Annotated in this window: 13 protein-coding genes; 5 read left to right on the top strand and 8 right to left on the bottom strand. The window is 71.0% G+C overall.

Annotated features, from left to right (window positions below; genetic code table 11):
• Nucleotides 1–8 precede the first annotated feature (8 nt).
• The 3 genes from IPG72_11740 to IPG72_11730 all read right to left on the bottom strand — a co-directional run bounded on the left by IPG72_11740 (nt 9) and on the right by IPG72_11730 (nt 3,787).
• Nucleotides 9–1,955: a potassium transporter Kup gene (locus IPG72_11740; protein MBK6769658.1), complete on the bottom strand. Its 1,947-nt coding sequence runs from the start codon at nt 1,953–1,955 to the stop codon at nt 9–11.
• A gap of 183 nt (nt 1,956–2,138) precedes the next feature.
• Complete coding sequence (locus tag IPG72_11735) at nt 2,139–3,302, bottom strand: type III PLP-dependent enzyme (GenBank protein MBK6769657.1); 1,164 nt, start codon at nt 3,300–3,302, stop codon at nt 2,139–2,141.
• Nucleotides 3,299–3,787, bottom strand: coding sequence for a hypothetical protein (locus IPG72_11730; protein ID MBK6769656.1), 489 nt, complete (start codon nt 3,785–3,787; stop codon nt 3,299–3,301). The genes IPG72_11735 and IPG72_11730 overlap by 4 nt, the downstream gene beginning before the upstream one ends.
• 183 nt (nt 3,788–3,970) lie before the next feature.
• Between IPG72_11730 and IPG72_11725 the strand changes: the two genes are divergently transcribed.
• The 4 genes from IPG72_11725 (at nt 3,971) to IPG72_11710 (ending at nt 9,632) form a co-directional block, all read left to right on the top strand.
• The gene (locus IPG72_11725) at nt 3,971–5,272 is read left to right on the top strand and encodes a hypothetical protein (GenBank protein MBK6769655.1); all 1,302 of its coding nucleotides are present in this window, start codon (nt 3,971–3,973) and stop codon (nt 5,270–5,272) included.
• Nucleotides 5,269–8,967 carry a hypothetical protein gene (locus tag IPG72_11720; GenBank protein MBK6769654.1) on the top strand — a complete coding sequence of 1,233 codons (3,699 nt, stop codon included), beginning with the start codon at nt 5,269–5,271 and terminating at the stop codon, nt 8,965–8,967. The genes IPG72_11725 and IPG72_11720 overlap by 4 nt, the downstream gene beginning before the upstream one ends.
• Nucleotides 8,968–9,087: 120 nt before the next feature.
• Entirely contained in the window at nt 9,088–9,324 is a 237-nt protein-coding gene (locus IPG72_11715; GenBank protein MBK6769653.1) for a helix-turn-helix transcriptional regulator, read from the top strand.
• A 5-nt stretch (nt 9,325–9,329) separates the two neighbouring features.
• A complete protein-coding gene (locus IPG72_11710; protein ID MBK6769652.1) occupies nt 9,330–9,632 on the top strand; it encodes a hypothetical protein in 303 nt (100 codons plus the stop codon).
• Nucleotides 9,633–9,738: 106 nt separating this feature from the next.
• Here IPG72_11710 and IPG72_11705 read toward each other — a convergent pair whose 3' ends face one another.
• From IPG72_11705 to metH, 4 genes are all read right to left on the bottom strand, one after another.
• Nucleotides 9,739–11,553 carry a hypothetical protein gene (locus IPG72_11705; protein ID MBK6769651.1) on the bottom strand — a complete coding sequence of 605 codons (1,815 nt, stop codon included), beginning with the start codon at nt 11,551–11,553 and terminating at the stop codon, nt 9,739–9,741.
• A gap of 75 nt (nt 11,554–11,628) precedes the next feature.
• Nucleotides 11,629–12,117: a protein tyrosine phosphatase family protein gene (locus IPG72_11700; protein ID MBK6769650.1), complete on the bottom strand. Its 489-nt coding sequence runs from the start codon at nt 12,115–12,117 to the stop codon at nt 11,629–11,631.
• Between the two features lie 256 nt (nt 12,118–12,373).
• Nucleotides 12,374–12,574 (bottom strand): hypothetical protein, encoded by a 201-nt coding sequence (locus IPG72_11695; GenBank protein MBK6769649.1) that lies wholly within the window; start codon nt 12,572–12,574, stop codon nt 12,374–12,376.
• A gap of 727 nt (nt 12,575–13,301) precedes the next feature.
• Nucleotides 13,302–17,192: a methionine synthase gene (gene metH / locus IPG72_11690; GenBank protein ID MBK6769648.1), complete on the bottom strand. Its 3,891-nt coding sequence runs from the start codon at nt 17,190–17,192 to the stop codon at nt 13,302–13,304.
• Between the two features lie 133 nt (nt 17,193–17,325).
• On the opposite strand from metH, the gene IPG72_11685 reads away from it, so the two are divergent.
• Complete coding sequence (locus tag IPG72_11685; protein ID MBK6769647.1) at nt 17,326–18,189, top strand: alpha/beta fold hydrolase; 864 nt, start codon at nt 17,326–17,328, stop codon at nt 18,187–18,189.
• A 126-nt stretch (nt 18,190–18,315) separates the two neighbouring features.
• Here IPG72_11685 and IPG72_11680 read toward each other — a convergent pair whose 3' ends face one another.
• Entirely contained in the window at nt 18,316–20,328 is a 2,013-nt protein-coding gene (locus tag IPG72_11680) for a hypothetical protein (protein MBK6769646.1), read from the bottom strand.
• Between the last annotated feature and the right edge of the window lie 135 nt (nt 20,329–20,463).

Raw genomic sequence — 20,463 nt, 5'->3', positions numbered from 1 at the left:
ACAGCCCGTCAGATCGGCAGCTGCGTCCCGAGCTCGATGACCTGCGCCGGCGGCAGGCCGAAGTAGAACGTGGCGCCCGATGCGTTGCGCGACAGCCAGGCGAAGACGTAGTCGCGCCACAGCGCCATGCCCGGCCGGCGGCTGGGGAGGATCTTCTCGCGGCTGAGGAAGTATGTGGCCGCGTCGGCCTCGAATGTCCAGTCGGGCGCGTCGATGGCGGCGAGCGCGGCCGGGACGTTCGGCTGCTCCATGAAGCCGTAGCTGAGCACGACGCGCCACGCGTTCTCGCGCAGGTGTTCGAGGGCGGCGCGGGCGGCGGGCTCGACCGTCGGGACGTCCTCCGTGACGACGGTGACGACGATCAGGCGCGCGTGCAGGACGTGGTTGTGGCGCACGTTTTGAATCAGTGCCGGCGGCGTGCCGTGGCGGTTGCTGTGCAGGAAGACGGCCGTGCCGGGCACGCGCGTGACCGACGTGCGTTCGGTGCGGTCGAGGAAGTCGCCGAGCGGCTTCGACGCGGCCGCCAGCCGGAACGACAGCAGGCGACGGCCGGTGTGCCATGTCGTCATGAGGCCGAAGATGACGCCCGCCATGAGGAGCGGGAACCAGCCGCCGTGGAGCACCTTGAGAACGTTCGCGCCCAGGAAGGCCAAATCGACCGTCAGGAAGAGGCCGCACAGCGCGCCGGCGCTGACCGGCGACCAGCCCCAGCGCTCGCGCAGCACGACGTAGAACAGGGCCGTCGTGATCGCCATCGTGCTCGTGACCGCGATGCCGTAGGCGGCGGCCAGGTTGCTCGAGGACCGGAAGCCGAGGACGACGGCGATGCAGGCGACCATGAGCGCCCAGTTGATCGCCGGAATGTAGATCTGGCCGCGCGCATCGGACGACGTGTGCCGGATGTCCAGGCGCGGGCTGTAACCCAGCTGGATCGCCTGCATCGTCAGGGAGAAAGCGCCCGAGATCAGCGCCTGGGAGGCGATGACGGTGGCGAATGTCGCCAGGATGACGAGCGGTGCGATGGCCCACGTGGGGGCGAGTTGGAAGAACGGGTGCTCGGCCGCCGCCGCGGGCCGCGCCACCAGGAGGGCGCTCTGGCCGGCGTAGTTCAGGAGCAGGCACGGCAGGACGAGCGCGAACCACGCCGCGCTGATCGGCCGCCGCCCGAAGTGGCCCATGTCCGCGTAGAGCGCCTCACCGCCCGTCACGACGAGGAAGACCGTGCCGAGGATGACGAAGCCGTGGTAGCCGTTGGCGATGAAGAAGCGCACGGCGTAGAGCGGGTTGATCGCCCAGAGCACGGACGGCTCGGCGACGACGTTGCGCACGCCGAGCACGGCGATGACGAAGAACCACAGGAGCATCACCGGCCCGAACACGGCCCCGACGCCGGCCGTGCCGCGGCGCTGGAACGCGAAGAGGCCGATCAGGATGCCGACCGTCAACGGCAGGAGGAAAGGCTCGATGGTCGGGGCGACGAGACGGAGCCCCTCGACGGCCGACAGGACACTGATCGCGGGGGTGATCACCCCATCGCCGTACAGGAGCGCCGCGCCGAAAAGGCCGAGGAGGATGAGCTTGGCGCGCCCGGCGTGGGCGCGGTGGCCGTGCGGGCTGATGAGCGCCGTCAGCGCCAGGATCCCGCCCTCGCCGTTGTTGTCCGAGCGGAGAATGAACAGGACGTACTTCACCGAGATGACGACGATAAGCGACCAGACGATCAGCGACAGCACCCCGACGACGTTGTCGTACGTCACCGCCACGGCGTGCGGGCCGTGAAAGCACTCGCGGATCGCGTACAGCGGGCTCGTGCCGATATCGCCGAACACGACGCCGAGGGCCGCGAGTGCGAGGGGCCAGAGCGGGCCGTGGGCGGGGGGGTGGGGGTGGGCGTCGTGGGGCGAGGCGCTCGACGCGACGGGCGCGGGGTCGACGGGAGTGGTCCCGACCGGCATGGGGTCGACGGGAGCGGGCTCGGCGCCGGCGGATTCGGCGGCGGGGGGCGAAAGGGCCATCGGCGGAACTCCGGGCATCGCGATCCGGCGCCCGACAGGACGCGGCCTGCGTGGCCGCAGGATGTTATGCACGGTGGGGGGGAAGGCAATCCGTGGTGCCGATCGGTGCGGCAAGCGGTCCCGTCAGCCCCGCCCGACGCAGTGCGTGCGCGGGACGTCGAAGCCGTTGAAGCGCGAGGCGTAGCTCGTCGTGTAGGCGCCCGCCGTTCCGATGTACACCTGGTCGCCGGCCCGGATGCCGTGCGAGACGGCGACGTCGTAGAGGATCGTGTCCTGGCTGTCGCACGACGGCCCGGTGAGGTGGACGAGGCTCCGGCGCGGGTCGTCGCGCGAGTCGCGGATCGGGAAGCGCAGGCCGTTCTGGGTCTCGAGCGCCTCCATCATCCCGTTGAATGCCCCGACATCGAGATGAACCCAGGTCCGGCCGGCGCGCTCCGCGGTCCCGATCACCTCCGCGACCATGACGCCCGCCTCGGCCACCAGCGCCCGGCCCGGCTCGACGACGAGCGCCACCGGATAGGGCAGGTGGGTCCGGATGGCCGCGAGGATGCGCGCGCCGTACGCGGCGATCGGCGGGACGTCGGCATCGTAGCGGGCCGGGAAGCCGCCGCCCATGTCCAACATCGTCAGGCGAATGCCGTCCGCATCGAGGGTCCGCATCACGCCCGCGCTCAAGTCGATCGCGCGCTCCCAGGCGCCCGGGTCGAGCATCTGCGAGCCGACATGGAACGTCAGCCCGTACGGCTCGAGCCCGAAGCGCACGGCCTGGTGCAGCAGGCGGACGGCCGTGTCGGCATCCACCCCGAACTTGCCCTCGCTGGCGACCTGGCTCGCGCCGTTTGCCACGGCCAGCCGCACGTAGACCTTGGCCCCGGGAGCCGTCGCCGCGATCTTCTCGATCTCGGCCGTGCTGTCCACCGCAAATCGATCGACGCCCGCCGCCCAGGCCCGTCGGACGTGGTCGACGGGCTTGACCGGATTGCTGAAGAGCACCTCGTGCGGCGGCACCCCGAGCGAGCGCAGCACGTCCAATTCGGGCGCAGAGGCGATCTCGAACGAGCAACCGGCCCGCTGCAGCACCTTGAGGACCTCCGGATCCGGGTTGCACTTCATCGCATAGTGCACCCGAACCCCCGGAAGGGCGGCGGCCAACTGCCGATAGGCGTCCGTTACGGCATCCAGGCGCATCCGGAGGTACGGCGTGGCGCGCGTGAGGTCGGGCCACGCAGGCGCGGCGGCGGGCGCGTGGTCGCCGCGCGAGCGGATGGCAGCGTAGGTCGTCGTCATGGGTTGGACACCTCTTGCGGCGTGACGGCGGAGCTCCGTCGTCGAAGGAACGTGAGGGACGCGAAGGCGATGCCGTAGAACACGAGGTCGGCCAGCACCTTGCCGAGGAGGACGCCGACGGCCACGCTGCCCGTGGCACGTGTGGCCGCGTACAGGAGTGCCGGCCGCAGCAGCGCGCTGTCGAGGAGTTCCGCCGGCCCGAACTCGCCAGCGAGGTCCGCCACGGTCCGGCGGCCGATGTGCCAGGCGCGCGCGCGGTCCGTTGCGGTCAGGGACCGGCCGTGCGCGGCCATGTGACCACGCGCCGATCGCCAACCGGCATAGCCGTAGAAGCCGACGTTCTCGCCCGCCGCACCTGCCAGCGCGGCCAAGGCAACCTCACCGGTGAGCGCCGCCGCCGCTCCTGCCGCAGCGAGGGCGCCCAGCGTGCCGACCAGCTCGAGCGGGCCGTAGCGACGCAGCCAGGCCCCGATCACGAATCCCATGCCGCTTCTCCCCTTCGCCGTGCCCGCCGCGTCCGGCCCCTGCCGCTCCGCCGCGGCGATCGAACGCTGCTGGGCCGTGCGCAACTTGTGGCGAGCAGGCTACGGCCGTACCGTTATCGCACCGTTACCGTCTCTGCCGGGGTGCCGGCGGGCACGGCCCGGACACGTCTTGGAGTCGCCTGCGTGGGCCACGCACCGCTTCAAATCGACCTGCTCGGGCCGTTCCGGGTAACCGCGAGCGACGGCGCGCCACTCGGGTGGTCCGTCAAGACGCGCGCGCTGCTCGTGGTGCTCGTGGCGGCGAGCCGCCCGGTGGAGCGCGGCGCGCTGTGCGGGCTGCTGTGGCCGGACGTCCCCGAGGACCGGGCCCGGCTCAGCCTGCGGGTGGCCCTCACGCGCCTGCGACCCGTGCTGGGCGACCGGATCCGCGCCGATCGCCGCACCGTGACCTTCGAAGCCCGTCCCGGCGATGACATCGATCTCGTGGCGGTTCGCGCCGCGCTCGCGGGCGTCGCAGCGGGCGCCGCGGCGGGCGGCGACGTTTCGTCCGGGAACCGTTCGTCGCCCGCCGCCGATGTGCCTCGCGTTCTGGCCCGGGTGCGGGGTCCGCTCGGCGAGGGGCTCGAGGACGGCATGCCGCAGCCGTTCCTGGAGTGGCTCGCCGGGGCGCGTGCGGAAACGGACGCCGTGCTGGGCGCGCTGGCCGCCGGGGCAACCGGGGGCGCGTCCGGCGGGTCGAGGGACAGCCGGCGCGAGGCGGCGTCGACCCACCCGCTCGACGTGCTGCGCGGGGCATTGGACCGCGATCCGCTTCAGGAACGGGTCGTTCGCGATGTCATGCTGGCCTGCGCCCGCGCCGGGTCGTACGACGACGCGGAGAGCGTCTACGGGCGGTTTGCCGCGACGCTGCTGGAGCGCACCGGACTTGCGCCCGCTGCCGCGACGGTTCATCTCCGCGATCGGATCAGGGCGGCGCGGGCGCGGGGGGCCCGCCATAACCTGCCGGATGCGGGTCACGGTCTGTGCCCCGGCGATGACCTGGCCCGCCTCGCGGGCTGGCTGGACGACCCTGAACGACGGCTGGTCTGTGTCTTCGGCCCGGCGGGCACCGGCAAGTCCGCTCTGGCGATTGCCGCCGCCCGGGCCGTCGTCCATCGCTTCCTGGACGGTGTGCTCTTCGTCGCACTGGCCGCCGGCCCCCGGATGCCGTTGCCGGAACGTATCGCGGCCGCCGGGTTCCAATTGGACGGCGCCGAACGCGAACCTGCGGGGAGGACCTCGAAACTCGGCGCGACGCGTGCCCGTACCCCGGATTGGACGGACCACGAGCGACTGGTGGTGCTCGATGGGCTCGACCCGGCACAGGACGATGTCGTCGCCTTGGCCGAGCTTCTCGAAGTCGCCCCGCGCCTCAGGTTCCTCGTCACCGCCACCGCCCCGCTCGGTCTCGTGTTCGAGCACCGGTTCCCGCTGGGACGACCGTGAGCCCACGTCCCGACGAAGAGGTCCCGGCCGTGCCCCGGACGGCGCCGGGCTCGCTGCCGCCGGCCGCGACGCGGTCGGATCCCCCGCCGGCCGAACCGATCGGCTTCGCGTTGCGACTGCTGGGCACGTTTGCGGTCGAAGTCGACGGCCTACCGGTCAGCCCGCTGCCCTCCGACAAGGCGTGCGCCCTCCTGGCGCACCTCGCGCTCGAGGCGCGGCCGGTATCCCGCACAGCGCTGACGGCGCTTCTGTGGCCCAACGCCGCGCCCGCCAGCGCATTGCTGAGCCTGCGCGTGGCGCTCAGCGCCGTCCGACGGCTCGCGCCCGGACGTCTGGATGCGGACGCCCGTCAGGTGGCATTCGTGCCGCAGCCCGGCGACCTCGTCGACGTCGCCGAGCTGCAACGGGCGGCGGCGAGCGACGACCCGGCCGACTGGCGTCGGGCGGTCGGTTCGTACGGCGGCCCGCTGGTCGTTGGGCGCATCGGCGTCGACACGCCCGGGTACACGGCTTGGCTCGTCTCGACCGCTCGGTCGGTCGCCGAGGACGCGCGCACGGTGTTCGAGCGGCTAGCCGAGGCCTCAGCCGGCGACCGTCCGGACGAAGCGATCCATCTCCTGCGGCGCGCCACGGCGATCGACCCGCTCCACGAGCCGACGCAGCGCCGGCTCCTGTTGGCGCTCGCCCGCAGCGGCGAGCACGGGGCCGCCTTGACCCAGTTCGCGGCCCTGCGCGAGGCCCTGACCACCGAGCTGGGCGTCGACCCCGAGCCCGAGACGATTGCTCTTCGCGAGCGGATCCTGGCCGCGCGCGGGCGCCGCGGGGCCACGCCCATTCGCCTGCCCGTGCCGCCGACCCCGTTCGTGGGCCGGTCGGCGGAGCTGGCCGTTCTCGAACGTTGGCTGATCGCAACGGACGCTGCGGCCCCGACGGACTCGGGCGTGCCTGGGAATCACCCGCCGCCTGACCCCGACCACGCCCTGGCCGGTCGGCTCGTGACGATTGTCGGACCGGGCGGCATCGGCAAGACACGGCTGGCGATCGAGCTGGCCAGGCGACTGGACCATCGCTTCCTGGACGGGTTGTGCTTCGTTTCGCTCGCCGGCCTCGAGCCCGGCAGCCCCATCGAACCCAGCATCGCGGCGGGCTTGGGGCTCGAGCCCGTCGGCGGCACCGCTCTCGGCGACCAGCTGGTCCAGGCGCTGCGCGAGCGGGAGCTGCTCCTGGTGCTGGACAACTTCGAACATGTCGTCGCGCACGCCGAGCGCTGCGCCGACCTGTTGGCAGGAGCCCCCGGCCTGCGGATCCTCGTGACGTCCCGTGAGAGTCTGGACCTGCCGTTCGAGCGCGTCGCGGCCGTGGTTGGCCTTCCCTACCCGCGCACGCAGGCCGATCGCGGGGCATCCGATGCGTACGGGGCCGTTGCCTTGTTCGTGGCGGCCGCGCAGCGGATCGCACCGGAGTTCGACCCCGCACCCGCGCTGGACGACATCGGTGAGATCTGCCGGCTCGTCGAGGGGATGCCGCTAGCGCTGGAGCTGGCGGCTCCGTGGACGGATGAAGCGTCGTGCGCGACGATCGTGGCGCGGCTCAGCTCCGATCCGACGGGGTTGCCCACGCCCCTCGGGCTGCCGGCGCGTCATGCCGGTCTCGAAGCGGTGTTCGATCACACGTGGGCCTTGCTTGTCGGTGCCGAGCGGATCGCCTTTGCCAAGCTGTGCGTCTTCCGCGGCGGCTTCGACCGCCCCGCGGCGCACGCGGTCGCCGGCGTGTCGGACGAGCTGCTCGCACGGCTCGTCCGAAAGTCGCTGCTGCGCCCGGCGGGCAACGGACGGTACGACATCCACGAGTTCCTGCGCGTGGCCGGCGCACGCCGGCTCACGGCCAGCGGCTTGTTGGCGGACGAAGTCGACCGCGCCCATGCCCGCTACTTTCTCGATGCCTTTGCCACGCTCAGCAGCGAGATGGGCGCCGAGAGCCGTCCGGTCGTCTCGTTCGTCGAGACGGAGGCCGACAACCTCTCGGCCGCATGGCGCAGTGCCGTCGGGCAGCGCGATCGCGCGAGTCTGGCGACGGTGGCCGTGGACCTCGTCGGCTTCTACTTTGCGCAGGGGATCTATTCGCTCGGCACGGCATGCTGCAACGACGTCGTCGCCGTGCTGTCCGACGAAGGAGCGGGCGATCGGGCCGATGATCGGGCCGATGTCAGAGCGGCGGCCGCGCCGCTTCACGCCCGCATGCTCGCCGAACGGGCCGCGATCGAGCTCAGAGCCGGGCACGCGGCGGTGGCCGAGGCGTCGGTGGAGGCGGCGTTCGGCGTGCTGTCCCTGCTCGGCCCCGACTCGGCCGCCTGGCCGGCCGACGCACGCGCATCGGCATCGGCGGCGCTCCGGCTGCGCGGTGTCCTGCACCGGATGGCGGGGCGACATGACGCCGCGGTGGCGGACCTGGACGCGGCGTGCGCCCACGGCGAGGCGGGGGGCGATCCGCGCCTGGCGGCCGAGGCCGCCTACCATCGCGCCGGCGTGGATGCCTACCGCGGCCAAACACAGGCCTGCATCGACGGCACGGCGGCAGTCCTGGCCTCCATCGAGGGGCGTGGCTTCGACCGCCTCGCCTGCGCGATAGCCTACACGCTGACGGCACTGCACGACCGACTCGGCGACCGGGACGCCGCGGCCGCGGCCGCGGAGCGCTGCCTCGAAGTTGCGCTCGCCGCCGGGTATCGCCTGGGCGAGACGAACGCCCAGTCCGCCATCGGGTTGATTCGGTACCGCGCCGGTGCCTTGTCGGAAGCGCTCGACCACCAGGAGCGGGCCGTACAGCTTGCCGTCGACAGCGGCAATCACATCGCCGAGCGCAATGCCCGCATGGGGCTGGCCGTGACGTTCCTCGATCTTGGCCGTCCGGCCGATGCCCTGCACCACGTCGAACGGACGCGGGCGCAGGCGGTGGCCGACGAGCATCCGCGCACGGCCGCCTTCGCCGACGTCGTGCGCGCCACGGCCGAGCGCCGTGCGCACCACTACGCCGCGGCCGAGCGCAGCGCCCGGCAGGCCCTCGACACGTTCGAAGCGCTCGGCGATGCCTCCGGTGCGGGCATGGCGCGCGCCGAGCTGGGCGTGGTGATGGCGCGCCTCGGGGAACCGCAGGCGGCCGCCGAAGTGCTCGCTCGGGCGGCGACGGAGCTGTCCGCCTCGGGCGAGGCGACGCAGGCGCTCACGGTCCGCCTGCACCGGGTTCGGCTCGATCTGGACGGCGCCGCAACCGACGCGCGGCTGGCCGAGGTGACCGGAGTGCGCGAGGCCGCGGCGGAAAGCGGCGTACGCGGGCTCTTGCCGGCGGCCGACCTCGTCATCGGTCGCATCCGACTGCAGTCCGAACCCGCGTCCGCCGCCGCCGTGTTCCAGTCAGCGCTCGAAGGGTTCACGGCCTTGGGCCAGCCGCACCTGGCGCCCGAGGCGGTTGCCGGACTGCTCCGGTGTCCTGGCGGGCTCGATCGCGGTTCAGCGGCCGTGCGAGAGGCCGGCGAGCGGACGGCGACGCTGCTGCGCTACCGGCTGTTCGGGATCGAGGATCCCGGCGAGACGGTCGCCGCCTTCCGGGCGGCGCTGACCATCCTCGGCGACCCGCGGGTCACGGCGCTGGATGGCCTCAGGGCGCCCGGTCGTCCAGCGGCGGATGCGCAGCGATGACGGTGCGTTGGCGCACGCCAGCGTGGCCGAGTGCGCGGTGATGCCGATGGGCGATTGACGAGTTGACTTGACATGTTGCCTAGTATGTATTACATTCTGCCCAGTACAAGGGGCAGAGCAATGGCCACTCGCCGTCTAGCCAACCGCATCAGGGTTGCCCGCGCCGAGCGCGGCTGGTCGCAGGACGATCTCGCCAGACGGGCCGGCGTGACCCGCCAGACCGTCAGCTCGATCGAGACCGGCCAGTACGGACCCTCGGCACTGCTGGCGTTCGTGTTGGCCGAGGAGCTGGGCAAGCGGGTGGATGAGCTGTTCTTCCTTGCGGTGAGTGAACGCGAAGAACGTGAAGGAGGGTGATGACGATGGCCCCGACATCTCTGGGCGACGTTCAGCGCGATGAGCGCACGACTGCCGTCGAGCACGCCAGTTTCCGCATGGCCTACCTCTTCCTGAGCTATGGCCTGCTCGCAGCCGTCGCCTACCGCAGCTTCGTGCACCACGAGCAGCCGTGGGACCTGCTGGCGCTCGTCGTGGCCGGCGGCGTCGTGAGCGCCGGATATCAGGCGGCGAATCGCACGCTCGGCCGGCGTTGGGCGTGGATCACGGGGGTGACGGTCCTCGCTGCGGCGCTGCTGGCGGCGGTCGCGGCCGGAGTCTTGCGCTAAGTACCCCGCCGCTGCAGCGTCACCGGGTTCCGTGCCCTGGTGGCTACCCCGAGCGTGTCCAGTGGCGGCGTACTAGGTCGCGGCCCGCCGCCGGGGCCCGCACGGTTCAGCGAACCAGGTGGAGGACATAGTCGGTCGTGTCGCCGTCGCCGTTGAGGTCGGTGCCGTTGAACTCGGAGATGGCAACGAACACTTCCTGGGTGCCGGCGCCCCAGAACGCGCTCCCCCCGGACACCCGCGTCACCAAGCCGGTGGACTCGCTGGCGCCGTTGTCGACGTTGAAGCGGTGGAGGACGATGTCGAGCTTGTCGCCGTCGCCGTTCAGATCCGCGCTTTGCGCGTTTTCGTCGACCACCGCATAGGCGAGCGCGCCGATCAGTGTGCCGGGTGACCGAGTCTGCCCGTAGAGCGCCGCGCCGCTTGACCGGACGACGCCGGTGGACATGTTCAAGCCCATCGCGATGAGATCCAGCTGGTCACCGTCGCCGTTGAGATCCTGGGCGTAGTGCGCTTCGGGCGCGCACGTCACGACGCGGTGGCCGAGTAGCACCGGGGTGCCATAGATGGGCGAGGTCCCGCACGTGCTCAGGGCGCCGAAGACCGTGGTTTGTTCGCGGGCCGGATCGAACCGCGCGACAAGCGTGTCGTTGGTGTCGCCGTCGCCGTTGAGGTCCTGCTGGCCCGAGGAGCCTTCCTGGATCTCGACCACGACGATGCCGAGCGGGTCGACGGCCGGCGAGCTGATCGCGCCCGCGGCCAGGGCGAGGCCGGGATTCCATTCGTCGCCGGTGGCATGGTCGCGGAACACGATGGCGTGGTCGATACGGTCGCCGTCGCCGTTCATATCCTTGCCGTGCTGCGATTCGATAACGATCTGGGCGAGCCATGTCATGGCCGTGACCGCGCTGGTGCCCGGCAGACCCTGATGATGATCGTGGGTCACGGTGTCGACGACGTAGGCGATCGTGTCGGACTGGTCGCCGTCGCCGTTGAGGTCTTCGCCCTGCAGCGCTTCGCCGGTGAGGAACGGCACGAGCGGGCTGAGGCTGTGGCGCCGCCCGTCCGGCGTGTTGAGGTTGAGGCTGCCTTGGATCTTCAGGTTGGTCGTGAGGCCGTTCGACAGTGTGTGGACGAACACGATCGTATCGACGGTATCGCCATCGTTGTTGAGATCGCGGTTCCCGTCCGTCGTCTCGGACACCGTGAACACCACGGCGTCGGCGGTCGTGACGACATTCATCGTGGTGGGAACCGCCCGTCCGAGCGACGTGATCTTGCCGCCGGCCACGTCGAGGGTGGCGATCACCTGATCCATGCGGTCGCCATCGCCGTTCAGGTCGATGCCGTTCGTCGCTTCGTTCAGCGCGAGCACGGCGAACGGCTCGTCGAAGACGATGCGGCTGGCGGAGTGCTGCAGGTCCGTCACTTGAAGCGTGTCCAAGTTGATGTGGTGCAGGCGGTTGCCGATCTTGACGCCGTCCTGGTTGTAATCGATGCCGTTCTGCACTTCCGACGCCAGATAGAGCACATCGCGGCCACGCAGCGCAATTGGCGCATCGACCCCGACGCCGTGGTTGCGCACCGCACCCGTCTGGGCGTTGTACGTGAACAGCACGACGTCGAGCTTGTCGCCGTCGGTGTTGAGGTCCTGGTTCTGCTTCGGCTCGTGCACCCCGAACGCCGCGCGCCGCCCGTCGACCGCCAGGGTGCCGACATTCGTGCTGACGGCCAGCCCGAGGTTCGTCACGGTCACGGCTGCCGCCGCCGGCGCCGGCACCGGTGCAGCGATGGCCGCGGTGAGGACGCACGCCGCGACCAGGCGGAGTGCAATGCGCGGAACGCCCGTCGGGCTACGACGCGATGCGGACAGGACGTCAGCCTGGGCGGCGCGCAATCGGAGCTTAGGCATGATCGTGGGCATGATCGACCTCCGCGAAGGGGTGGGGGACGGCGGGTTCGGTGCCGCCGGGCGTGATCCCAGCCTACGCGGTGGGCGTTATTGGTCCGTTATCGGGCGCGGCCCACTCCCGCGTGCCAACCCCCACCGCGGGCGCACCGTGTCAATGAACGCAGCCCACGTCTCGTTCGGCGTCCAGAACGTCGTTGCCAATGCCTCGGCCCGGTCGAGCGACCAGCCCCACCGGAGCTGCGCGTAGAGCGACGTGAACGTCGTCACGCGGTAGTTCAGCGCGCAGTGGACGAAGCGGCGGTCGGCGGCGCAGGCGTCCATACATGCGACGAAGCGCGCGAAGTCGTCCAGCTGCGGCGCGGTCCAGACGACCGGGATGTGGTGGTACGCCATGCCGTGCGCGGCAACCGCGGCCGCCTCGTCCGGCAGGTCGTCCGTCGGCTCGCCCATCGCCAGGTTCACGACGACGTCGAAGCCGGCGGCGGCGACGTCGGCCAGCTGCGCGGCGGTGGGCTGGCCGGCGGTGGTCAGGCGGTCGTCGAGGGGGATGAGGTTGGTGATGGGGGTGACGGACATCGCGTTCAGCTCACAAGTCGATCGTAGTCTGCATGCGAGCCGATCCAGAACCATACGACGCCGTCATCGGCATCGACCCCGAGCACTCGAAATGAGCGTCCGACGCGCACCGAGTAGAACCGGCCGACCCGCTTGAAGTGAAGGGATGGGTGGTAAGGGTCGGCCTTCAAGCGCTCGAACTGTCGATCTGCCACCGTTCGAACAGATTCCGGCAGTCCTCGGTAGTGCTCCCAGAATTCTCCCGATGCGAAGTGCTTCACAAAGCGCCGGATTGCCCGTCACGATTCGACAGCAGCGCTCGATCTGCGGCGGCGTCGAGCTTCCCCATTGCCACGTCGTCCTCGAAAGCGGCGTCCCATGCCTCGGCCTCGAACTCCATGAACCACCGTCGAAGCGCGGCGCGCTCTTCGCGCGATAGACGACGGATCTGCTCTTCGATTTGCTCTATTTCGGCCATGCGTTCCCCCTCCTGACGATCCCGAGGATGTGAGCATAGCACCGTCACCAATTGCCGAACGTCAGCATCGGACGAGTATCCGCCACCGACGATGAATGACGGCCGATCATCCGCGGGGCGGCGGTGACCAAACGTGCGAGTGCTCAAACGACCCCGGCCCGCGCGGGTAAATCAGCGAGTCGCCTCGACTGCGATCCAGAGCTGGACGATGACCGACACCAGCATTACGAGCGTCAAAGTCGCAATCGCCCATGTGAGCTGAAGCATTCGCTTCGACGATCGAGCACTTGACTCAATGAATGCGCGCATCGTTTCATGAAGTGCTTCCGTAGCGTCGCTGCCTGACCACTGGCCAAGCCGGATACCGCCAGAGCTCATCTGATACCCCCCGTTCGTGACGATCGGTTCCTATCCGCACGAACACGCATTGCCAGCGCAATCGCTCGTCTCAATGCTTCATCGACCGTCACGCCGTAAACCAACACACCAGGCAACTCGGGGACTTCTGCCAACCATCGACCGTCATCCTCTTGCTCGCACTCGACCCTCAGCGTCATTGCGGACTCCTCTCACCACGGGCATCGGTGCCGTAACGCGCACCTGCGCTGCATGATGTGCCGTATCGTTCCCACCCTCCAACTCGTGATCCTCCCCCTCCCCCAGCTTTGGGGGAGGGGGTCGGGGGGTGAGGGCCGTAGGCCAGGCGGCAGTGTGGATTCTCGACGGTTCACGACCCAACACGGCCCGCCATCACCGTCTCATCCACCCCCTCATACCCCAAGTTCGCCCCCAACCACCTCTCCACCACCCCCACCTCCATCCCCTTCCGCCCCGCGTAATCCGCCACCTGATCCCGCCCCAGCCGCCCGACGCTGAAGTAGCGGCTCGCCGGATGCCCGAAGTACAGCCCGCACACCGAGCTCGCCGGCCACATCGCCAGACTCTCGGTCAGCGTGATCCCGGTGGCCGCCTCGGCATCCAGCAGCCGCCAGAGCGTCCGCTTCTCGGTGTGGTCCGGCTGGGCGGGGTAGCCGGGCGCCGGGCGGATGCCGCGGTAGCGTTCGTGGATCAGATCGTCGACCGTCAGGTCCTCGGCCGCGCCATAACCCCATGCACGTCGGGCGATCTGGTGCAGCCGCTCGGCGAACGCCTCGGCCAGCCGATCGGCCAGCGCCTTGCTCAGGATGCTGCCGTAGTCGTCGTGGTCGGCGTCGAAGCGCGCGGCGAGGGCGTCGAGACCGTCGCCGGTCGTCACGGCGAAGGCGCCCACGTAGTCGGCGCGGCCGCTGTCGCGGGGGGCGACGAAGTCGGCGAGGGCCAGGTGGGTGGCGTCGGCGACGGCGACTTCGCGATTCCCATCGGCCGATTTGGCCGCGCCCCGCTTCGCCTCCTGCTGCCGCAGCGTGTGCAGCCGCGCGACCTCGATGCCGCGCCCTTCGTCCGCATACAGCGCGATGTCGTCGTCCGCCACCTGCGCCGCCGGCCAGAAGCCGTACACGCCGTGCGCCCGCAGCTCGCGGCCGTCGATGATCCGCGCCAGGTGCGCCTGCGCGTCCGCATACACCTTGCGCGCCGCCGGACCGAAGCGCGGGTCGTCCAGGATCCGCGGGAAGGCGCCGCGGAGTTCCCAGACGCTGAAGAACGGCGTCCAGTCGATCAGCTCGGCCAGGTCGGCCAGCGGGTAGTCCCGCAGGATGCGCGGGCCGGTGAACTCGGGCACGGCGATGTCGACGCTGTCCCAGTCGCACTTCAGCCGCATCGCGCGCGCCTCGGCGATCGGCACGAGCGACGCCGCAGCCGTCGAGCGGGCGTGGCGCTCGCGCAGCACGGCGTACTCGCCGCGGACGCCGCCGATGTAGGCGGGCCGCGCCTCATCGTCCAGCAGCTTGCTGGCCACGCCGACGGCGCGCGACGCGTCGATCACGTGGACCGTCGGGCCGTGGTAGGCCGGCTCGATCTTCACGGCGGTGTGCAGCCGGCTCGTCGTCGCGCCGCCGATGAGGAGCGGGATGTGGAAGCCCTCGCGCGTCATCTCGCGCGCCACGTGGACCATCTCGTCCAGCGACGGCGTGATCAATCCCGACAGGCCGATCGCATCCACGTCGTGCTCCTTGGCCGCCGCCAGGATCCGCTCGCTCGGCACCATCACGCCCAGGTCGATCACCTCGTAGCCGTTGCAGCGCAGGACGACGCCGACGATGTTCTTGCCGATGTCGTGGACGTCGCCCTTGACGGTGGCGACGAGGATCCGGCCGGCGCTCGACGGCGCGCCGCCGGCCGCCTGCTCCGCCTCGAGGAACGGCGTCAGGTACGCCACCGCCTTCTTCATCACCCGCGCGCTCTTCACGACCTGCGGCAGGAACATCTTGCCCGCACCGAACAGGTCGCCGACGACGTTCATCGCGTCCATCAGCGGCCCCTCGATGACCGCGATCGGCCGCCCGAGCTGCTGCCGCGCCTCCTCGACATCGCCGTCGATGTGGTCGACGATGCCGTGGACGAGCGCGTACGACAGCCGCTCGCCGACGGGCAAGCTCCGCCACTCGGCCGCCTTCTTGCCGCCCGACCCGCCGGACGCGGCGTCCTTCACGGTCTCGCCGTACGCGACGAGGCGGTCCGTCGCGTCGTCGCGGCGGTCGAGGAGCACGTCCTCGACGAGGTCGCGCAGGACGGGGTCGATGTCGCTGTACACCTGCAGCATGCCCGCGTTCACGATGCCCATGTCCAGCCCGGCGGAAATCGCGTGGTACAGGAACGCCGCGTTCATCGCCTCGCGCACGGCGTTGTTGCCGCGGAAGCTGAACGAGACGTTGCTGATCCCGCCGATCGTCCGCGCGCCCGGCAGCGTCGTCTTGATCTGCCGGACCGCCTCGATGTAGTCGATCCCGTAGCGCGCGTGCGCCTCGAGTCCGGTGCCGACCGTCAGGACGTTCGGGTCGAACACGATGTCGTTGCCGTCCCAGCCGCACGCGTCGACGAGGATGCGGTAGGCGCGCGTGCAGATTGCCACCTTGCGCGCCAGCGTGTCCGCCTGCCCGTCCTCGTCGAACGCCATGACGATCGCCGCAGCGCCGTAGCGCCGCACGATCTCGGCCCGGCGCCTGAACTCCGCCTCACCGTCCTTCAGGCTGATCGAGTTCACGACGGCCCGCCCCTGTACGCACCCCAGCCCGGCCTCGATGACCTCGAAGCGCGAGCTGTCGATGATGAACGGGACGCGGGCGATGTCGGGCTCGGCCGCCAGAAGGTTCAGGAAGCGGCGCATGTAGGCGACGCTGTCGATCAGCCCCTCGTCCATGTTGATGTCGATGAGGTTCGCGCCGTTGTTCACCTGCTGCCGCGCGATCTCGAGCCCGGCCTCGAAGCCGCCGTCCTTCATGACGGCCGCGAACTTCGGCGACCCCGTGATGTTCGTCCGCTCGCCGACGATGCCGAAGCCCGAGAGCGCATCGACGGTGTACGGTTCAAGGCCGGAGAGCCGCAGGCCGTCGCCCGCGACCGGCACCACGCGCGGCTTCGCGTCCCGCACCGCCGCGGCGATGGCGGCGATGTGGGCCGGCGTGCTGCCGCAGCATCCGCCGACGATGTTCAGCCAGCCCGCGTCCGCGTACTCGCCGAGCACGGCGGCCATCATCTCGGGCGTGTCGTCGTAGCCGCCGAACGCGTTCGGCAAGCCGGCATTCGGATAGCAGCTCGTGTAGCAGTCGGCGATGTTCGACAGCGTCTCGACGGCCGGCCGCATGTCCTCCGCGCCGAGCGCGCAGTTGATCCCGACCGCCAGCGGCCGGGCGTGCCGGACGCTGTGCCAGAACGCCGCCTCGGTCTGCCCGCTGAGGTTGCGGCCGGACTTGTCGACGATCGTCACGGACAGCCAGAGCGGCACGTGCTCGGCGGCCGGCCGGGCGTCGAGCTCGCGCAGGATGCCGAAGATGGCGGCCTTGGCGTTCAGCGTGTCGAAGCACGTTTCGACGAGCAGGATGTCGACGCCCCCGTCCAGCAGGCCGCGCGCCTGTTCGCCGTACGCGTCCGCCACCTGCGCGAACGTCACGGCGCGGTAGCCGGGATCGTCGACGTCCGGCGAGAGCGAGAGCGCGCGGTTCGTCGGGCCGAGCGCGCCGGCCACCCAGCGCGGCTTGGCGGGCGCGGCGGCCGTAGCGGCATCGGCGGCGGCGCGGGCAAGGCGGGCGGCGGCGACGTTCATGTCGTAGACGAGGTGCGCCGTGCCGTACTCGGACTGCGACAGAGAGTTCGCGTTGAACGTGTTGGTGGCGACGATGTCCGCGCCGGCGGCCGCGAACTGATCGTGGATCGCCCGCACGGCCTCGGGCTGCGTCAGGTTGACGACGTCGTTGTTGCCCTGGAGCGGCGACGGGTGGTCGGCCAGCAGCGCACCGCGGTAGTCGGCCTCATCGAAGTCGAGGGCCTGGATCATCGTGCCCTTCGGGCCTTCGAGGACCAGGATCCGCTCGCGCATCGCGCGGGCGATCGGGTGGTCCAGGTGGGCGGCGCAGGCGACGTGGGCGGCGAAGGCGTCGGTGGCGTTGTCGTCGGTGGCGAGGGCGTCGGCGGCAAGGTCCGCCCGTTCGTCGCGATGATGGCCGTTGCGCTGCGTCGTCATGGGCCTCCTCCTTCCCGCGGCTGCGGGGGCACGGGCGCTCGTGGGGCGGGTCGTGGAAGTGGGGAGTATAGCGTCGGCAGGTACAATCGCCCCTCCGCGCGCACGCCGACTCAAGCCGGACGGACGTCCCGAGATGCCCCACCGCACATGGCCAAAGCGATTCGCGCTGTTCGTGACCGTCGTGCCCATCACCACCCTCGCATTCGTCTACATCGCCAGCCATAACGGCGAGGCGATGTTTGAGAAGGAGTGGGGCATCCAGCACCTCGACGAGATCGGTTTCGAGCGCCGTGCGATGCCGGGCCCGGCAGGGCTATCGATCAGCTACTTCGAGTCCGGCGATCCGGCCATGGGCCGCGTGATCTACGTCCACGGCACACCGGGCGACGCGAACAACTGGTCGGCGTACGTCAAGGACCCGGTCGACGGGATGCAGTCGATCACGTACGACCGCCCCGGCTTCGGTCAGACCGCGCCTTCGACCGCGATGCCGTCGCTGGCCGATCAGGCGCGCGCGCTCGGTGCGCTCCTCGCCATGCCGGGGCCGAGGGCAGTCCTCGTCGGCCACTCGCTCGGCGGGCCGATCGTCGCCCAGGCCGCCCTCGACTTCCCGGACCGCGTCGCCGGCCTCGTCATGGCCGCCGGCTCGCTCGACCCCGGGCTCGAACGGTGGGCGTGGTACAACCGCGCCGCCGACTTCCCGCCGATCCGGATGCTCCTGCCGCTGTCCCTGACGAACTCCAACGCCGAGATCCGCCCGCTCAAAGACGAGCTGACGGCGCTCGGCACGCGCCTTGGCCGGCTGACGGCCCCGACGATCCTCATCCACTCCCGTGACGACTCGCTCGTGCCGTTCGCGAACGTGGCCTACATGCAACGGATGTTCCCATCGGCGATGCTGAAGGACGTCCGGACGTTCGACGACAAGGACCATTTCGTCATCTGGAACGCGGCGGAGGACGTGCGGGCGGCGGTGCGTCGGCTGGTGGTGCGGTAGTCCTCTGTTACTGCAGGGTCTGCGGATAACTGCCTCTGTCGGATGTCCGAAGCGTGCCCAGTGACAGAGTACTAGGCGTCGCCGGTGGCGGCGACGTCGACGATCGACGAGACGATGCCTGCGCCCCTACCGCTCCACCACCGCCCACCGCACTTCGAAGTCCCGCCGCCACCACCGCCCGTCCGCCACGAACCTCACCCGCCGCACCGTCGGCGGCGGCGGCGTCCAGTCCGTGCGGAGGAGCGGTCTTGCCTCGTACAGCCACTGGGGCATGTGGCTGGCCAGGATCCCGTTCGGCAGGTTCGCCCAGACCACTCGCCGTCGATCGCGCGTCCCGTCCAGCCGCTCGATCTCGATCTCGGGTGGCGGGAGGCGCCATGCCGCGGCCAGCAGCCGGCCGGCGAGGCTCGGTGCGAGATCGGCGTACAGGAGGACCGGCTTGCCGTCGGCGAGCGGCACGTCCATCGGCTCGCCGAGCCGCCCGACCGCCGTCGCCTGCGGGAGCGGGCGTGGCTCGCCGAAGCGCGGGCGCTTGCGACGGCGGAGGAGGAGCGTGTCGTCCCCATCGTCCGCCTCGATCTGATACCACCGCCAGATCGCGCGCCATGTGGCCGGGTCGACCGTCACGGGTTGCGTTCCGTCGATCGCCATGTGGCGGTAGAGGATGTACCGCGGAGCCGCCGGTCCCTCGAGGCGGGCGGCCGTCGTTCGGTCGAGCGTCGGCTCGTAGGCCTGGTAGGACTGCAGGACGTAGCGCGGGGTCCAGTTCAGCCCGGGCAGCAGGACGGACGCCAGGTCCCACGGGTAGCTGTCGATCGGCGCGTCGCCGACGATGCCCGGCACGTCGAAGCCGGCGCCGAAGTCCGCCATGACCGTCGCCCGTGCCGCCTCGGCCGCCGCCGCCGCCCGGGCGCGCGTGGCAGGCAGGTCGAGCGCGTCGGCGATCCGCGCGAGCCCGGACGGCAACGGCATCCCGCCCGGAACCCGCACGGCGCCCCACGCGGTGCCCGTGGCCAGCGCCAGCGCGGTGAGGCCGATGACGACCGCCCGCCCGCGCCGCGAACGCTCGCCCGGGAGCGCCAGCGCGATCCAGCACGGCACGACCAGGAACCACTGCATGGCGTGCAGGTCCTGTCGGACGAACGAGGCCTTGAAGACCGAGAAGAGCGGCAGCGCCGCGATCGCCGCCAAGGCGAGATCGCTCGTGCCGGCTCGGCCGCGCCCCCCCCGCCTCGCCGCTGCGGCCGCGGCCAGAGCGGCAGCGAGACATGCGGCGAGCGGCACGAACGCGAACGCGAGATCGGACGACGGACCGGCGGCCACGAGCTGGGACTCGAACCCCCGCATGAGCCGCAGGGACGCCACGACCCACATGGGCAGCACGCCCAGCGGCCCCCCGGCCGCCCACCACCCCCCGCCGAGCGTGAGCGCACCGACCGCCGCCACCGCCGCGACCGCCCGCAGCCGCGCCGCACGTCCCGGCCCGGCCGCGCCCGGTGCCGCGGCCGGGCCGGCGACGTAGAGGATCCCCCACGTGGCCGTCGCCGCGGCGCCCGCCAGGCCGATGTTGAACTTCATCAGGAGCGCGATCGCCGCGAGCGCCGCCGCCACGGCCGCCGGCCACGCCCGGCGCTCGTGCAGCGCGACGGCCAGCCAGGCGACCGTGGCGGTGAGCAGCGGCACGGCGAACTGCTCGAACGATGCGGCGAAGATCATCGCCGCTGCCAGCACGGTCGGCGCGAGCGTCCCGGGGGTTCGGCGCACCAGGCGGGCAACGGCCCACCACCATGCCGCCATCACGCCGAGCCGCAGCGGCACCGCCCACGTCAGGTTGCCGCCGATGTCGAGCGGGTAGACCGCCGATCCGAGCGGGCCGAACGTCCAGACCAGATCGCGGCCGTGCACGAGGCCGCGCGCCGCCGCGAAGTTGAGCGCCAGCACCCACGAAGCGTCGAGCGTGGTCTCCGCCGGCAGCACGACGGGCGGAAACGTGAACACGGCGACCGCGGCGACCGCCCCCCACCGCACGGCCGAGGTCAACCGTGCGGATCGGCCTGTGGCCGGCCGAATCGGTGCGGCCGACAGTGCCGATTCGGCCGCTCCCGGGTCCGCTGTCGGTGCGGCCGGCACATCGCTCACGGGAGCACTGCCCCCCTGCATGGAATTATCGATATAATCACGTATGGAATTGGGCGCAATCGGACACTCGACCCTCCCTGAGGTCGTTGCGCCGGCCAGCCACCGATGGTTCGATTACCCGATGGGGGTTTACCG

Origin of the sequence: Candidatus Avedoeria danica, assembly GCA_016703025.1 — a bacterium.
In the GTDB taxonomy this organism is placed as follows: Bacteria; Chloroflexota; Anaerolineae; order Epilineales; family Epilineaceae; genus Avedoeria; species Avedoeria danica.
Note: the sequence above shows the minus strand (reverse complement) of the source record. Positions and strands in the feature narration are given on the sequence as shown.

What these genes read in the sequence shown, in the direction of transcription:
- IPG72_11740 (MBK6769658.1), bottom strand. Translation starts at nt 1,955, where the DNA reads ATGCCGGTCGGGACCACTCCCGTCGACCCCGCGCCCGTCGCGTCGAGC.
- IPG72_11735 (MBK6769657.1), bottom strand. Translation starts at nt 3,302, where the DNA reads ATGACGACGACCTACGCTGCCATCCGCTCGCGCGGCGACCACGCGCCC.
- IPG72_11730 (MBK6769656.1), bottom strand. Translation starts at nt 3,787, where the DNA reads ATGGGATTCGTGATCGGGGCCTGGCTGCGTCGCTACGGCCCGCTCGAG.
- IPG72_11715 (MBK6769653.1), top strand. Translation starts at nt 9,088, where the DNA reads ATGGCCACTCGCCGTCTAGCCAACCGCATCAGGGTTGCCCGCGCCGAG.
- IPG72_11710 (MBK6769652.1), top strand. Translation starts at nt 9,330, where the DNA reads ATGGCCCCGACATCTCTGGGCGACGTTCAGCGCGATGAGCGCACGACT.
- IPG72_11705 (MBK6769651.1), bottom strand. Translation starts at nt 11,553, where the DNA reads ATGCCCACGATCATGCCTAAGCTCCGATTGCGCGCCGCCCAGGCTGAC.
- IPG72_11700 (MBK6769650.1), bottom strand. Translation starts at nt 12,117, where the DNA reads ATGTCCGTCACCCCCATCACCAACCTCATCCCCCTCGACGACCGCCTG.
- IPG72_11695 (MBK6769649.1), bottom strand. Translation starts at nt 12,574, where the DNA reads ATGGCCGAAATAGAGCAAATCGAAGAGCAGATCCGTCGTCTATCGCGC.
- metH (MBK6769648.1), bottom strand. Translation starts at nt 17,192, where the DNA reads ATGACGACGCAGCGCAACGGCCATCATCGCGACGAACGGGCGGACCTT.
- IPG72_11685 (MBK6769647.1), top strand. Translation starts at nt 17,326, where the DNA reads ATGCCCCACCGCACATGGCCAAAGCGATTCGCGCTGTTCGTGACCGTC.